Source organism: Bacillus sp. CDB3 (assembly GCF_002081505.1).
GTDB classification, from domain to species: Bacteria; Bacillota; Bacilli; order Bacillales; family Bacillaceae_G; genus Bacillus_A; species Bacillus_A cereus_AT.
The window spans coordinates 1-3,415 of the sequence record NZ_ALBR01000143.1 but is presented as its reverse complement, the minus strand read 5'-3'; the positions used below and the strand labels follow the sequence as shown (position 1 = coordinate 3,415).

Here is a 3,415-nt window from a genome sequence, read left to right as displayed (position 1 = left end):
CCTGGACCTGTTGGTCCTCCAGTTTTATCTGTCTTATCAATAATATTAGAAACTGTGTTCAATTTCGATTCTAATATTAGTTCCTTTTTCGTAGAAGCATCTAACATTTCCTTTACACTTTTATTTATATTAAGAAGATCGGGTATGTCTGGTCCGGGTCCTGTTATCCCATCATGTAACGTTCCCAAAGTATACTGAATTTTTTCCCCTTCTGCATTTAAGATATGCGCTAGGCCAAGTTCTTCTAATGCAATAGACGATAACAGTAAATTTAGCGCATCATCCCGTGTAATTGAAATATTAGGTGTAATATTTGGTATATTACCTTGTGACATAAGTGTTTCTCCTCTCGTTCCTATATTTCACTACTCAAAATACAGTCATTTCAATGACAGTATTTTTTTGGTTCTATATACCATATGTACAACCCTGTCAACTTGTGAGACAAGAATGTTCAAAAGAAAGGCTTTATTAAGCTGAATAGCATTAGTTGGATGATTACTTGGTTCATACAAAGATTTGAGGTAAGTGTCAACGGTACCTACCGAATCCATAAGAGATAAGAAATTAATACGTGTAATAGAATCAAAAAATAAAAAGGTAGCATCCACCTACTACAAAATGGATGCTACCTTTTTTTCATTCTTCTATCTCGATCTCGTCTTGTAAACTACCGTTATATTGCAATTGTTCTGCTTCTGTTAACTTCACACACTCCTGATGAAACTTCAATAAATCTGGGTTCCATCTTGCTATTAATTTATAAAAATACTCGTTCTTAAAGGTAAATAACTTTAAGAGACGTACTTAATCATTAAAACCAAACCTTTAGGAACGTATTTTCTATTCACTTTTCACTATACCTAAAGATCTACCTTTTGGAACGAAAAGAAACCCTTTCTGTAAGAAAGGGTTTCTTTTACAAATATTTTCCAAACAATACCTGTGGTGCTAGTTGATTTAGAAACATCCTAAAGAGTATTTCAAGGTATTCCCAAACCGCTCTCTAGCCTTATCTAGCATGCGACAATACACAAGTAAAATGCTTTCAAATCTACTCTCAAATCCTAATATAGAACGACTTCTAAAGTCTTGAATCCCTAATTTTTCTAAGAATGAAAAGACTGTTTCAATTTTTTTACATCGTTTGCCTAATAAAGTATCATTAATTTTGTCCGCATCTTTCATATTTTTACGTAATAGAGTGGTGATTGTGACGCCCTTTCGAGCTAGTCTTTTTTGAATAGAACCGAATGCACTATACATACCTAGTTTACAAATGAGTGTTTTTGAACTTAGAAAGACATTAATGGCAGCATTTGATAAGATTGATGAACTAGAACAAAAAAGAGAGGGTTAATCCCCTCTTTTTCACCCAAATCACACTTAAATTACTACTCTTTTAATATATTTTAAATCTCTAACGCCTTTATTTATCTAAGTTTCACTTTGTACACACACAATATGTGAAATTCATGTAATTGATACTAAATCAAGACTCAATTCGTCTATTTTAGATGTTTAATATATAATAGACCATAACTATATTAAGAGGGTAGGTGAACAATAATGGCTGAAGTAGAATGGCTTTCGATAGGTCCCTGCGCTGAGAAATTCGAATTAGAAGTGCCAAGGTTGCGCACCTGGTGTGATAAAGGATTGGTTGAATTTGATAAAAGAAGCACCGGCAGGTGGATTCCTGTAACGGAATTCCCCAAAATCGAAAAAATAAAAGAAATTTTTGCTCGCGGAGGCAACATCACCTTCGCTGATGTGAAAGAAGAGTTGATTAAAGATAATTTGTTTCGAGAACTCAAAACAAATACTGAAGAAGAAAAAAAGGTTCAAGAGATGGCTGCAACGATGGAAAAAGCCTTTAAAAAGACCGGAGCCACTGAATTTTTTTCCGCAATCGCCAGTGAATTTAGCTCCCTAAGACAAGAAGTAAATACATTAACTAGACTTATTGAACAGCAAAACCAAGTGCAAGGACAGTTACTCTTGGAAGATAAAACTAGAATGGACAAGCTTGAACAAGATAACGAAGCTTTGAAAGGTCTGGTACAACAATTCGTAAGTGCTGATAAAGACTTGAAAGATACTTTTGTTACATTCATGAAAGAACGCGAATTAGACCAGAAAAATCATGATAAATTAGTTGCTAAATTAGACCAGGTTGAGTCTCAATTAAGTGCAACTAATCAGAGAAAAAGTATATTTTCCAAGCTTTTCGGAAAAAAATAGGTTCCTTTGCAAGGAACCTATTTTTATTGGCTTAATTCAGACTTAATTACGTCACCTGATGTGTAAAAACGGGTTTTGGTACACAAAGTTTAAAAACGATCAAAAATCATGAATGTCGTATAAATTATCTTGTATATTTTATACGATTTATTCTTCCTATTTGTATTTTAATTCTATATTTTTAGGGTAGCGTAAAACTGTGCACCAGAACCGTTCAGTGTATCAAATTATGTCCAACTATATCTAAAACACTCTTCAAATAAATTTATTAAGTAATTTCTACACGACAAAGAGCACCTATATTAAAATACCCTGGTTAGAATATAGAGCATATTCTAATCTAAAATTTCACATACCTTACAGCATAAAATATAGAAATATATTAAATACCAGCATTATCTAAATTGTCTAGAATCTGTATAACTGTAAATCTTATGATATAACTCTCGTACTGCCCCTAGTGTAATACCTTCAGTTAATAGAACAAAAAACACAGAAAGAAAATGTCCTCTAAAAAGGACAGTCACCTAGAAAACAAGCACATAAATAACCATACAAACCCCGTAGTCCAATTATATAGCTTTAAAGAGACAGACATGTCACCCCGTAGTCCAATTATATAGCTTTAAAGAGACAGACATGTCACCCCGTAGCTACTTCTTGTTTATAGCGCTGAATCTGCCTGATAGATGTCTGTAGTAATGTTGCTAATTCTTTATTTGTAGCTTTTGGGTTATTTATTAATGCTTCCTTCAATTGCTTCAACTTACCTTCCTTTTTCCCCAAGTATTCCCCTCGTGGTTTTACACCTTGCTCACGACGTTTCACGCGCTTTCGTACCGTATCACGCCTTTGGCTCTCTGCTTTATCTAATAAAGTACTCAGGTGTTCTTTTTCACCTTGTGTAAGGTTTAAATTAAGCTTGTCCAGTACAGTTGTATTCTTCATTGGCTTGATCAGGTTTCTTGGTAGCTCCTTCATCTCGCAATTATTTTTAACATAGGCATCGAAAAATGTAATCGCATCTTTGTACGCATCTTTTGCTGTCCGTTTTACTTCTCTTGTTTTCTGCGGCTCTGTAAATCTATCATTGAGCTGTCGTGTCATTTCCACAGTTGCAACTTGCTGTTTTACAATTAAAGCCGTTGTGAACGCGTATATGTATGTCATA

General features: G+C 34.1%; 2 protein-coding genes and 2 pseudogenes. 1 reads left to right on the top strand and 3 read right to left on the bottom strand.

Annotated features, from left to right (window positions below; translation table 11 throughout):
• Both CDB3_RS31435 and CDB3_RS31425 read right to left on the bottom strand, forming a co-directional pair.
• The coding region (locus CDB3_RS31435) for an alpha-helical endospore appendage domain-containing protein (protein ID WP_483861153.1) at window positions 1-335 on the bottom strand (335 nt) is incomplete at its 3' end.
• Window positions 336-960: 625 nt separating this feature from the next.
• A pseudogene (locus CDB3_RS31425) lies at window positions 961-1,248 on the bottom strand (IS982 family transposase); the annotation flags it as partial.
• Between the two features lie 321 nt (window positions 1,249-1,569).
• On the opposite strand from CDB3_RS31425, the gene CDB3_RS31420 reads away from it, so the two are divergent.
• On the top strand, window positions 1,570-2,244 hold the full coding sequence (locus tag CDB3_RS31420; protein ID WP_128857194.1) for a hypothetical protein: 675 nt from the start codon (window positions 1,570-1,572) through the stop codon (window positions 2,242-2,244).
• Between the two features lie 642 nt (window positions 2,245-2,886).
• Here CDB3_RS31420 and CDB3_RS32000 read toward each other — a convergent pair.
• Window positions 2,887-3,415, bottom strand: a pseudogene (locus CDB3_RS32000) (AsnC family protein); the annotation flags it as partial.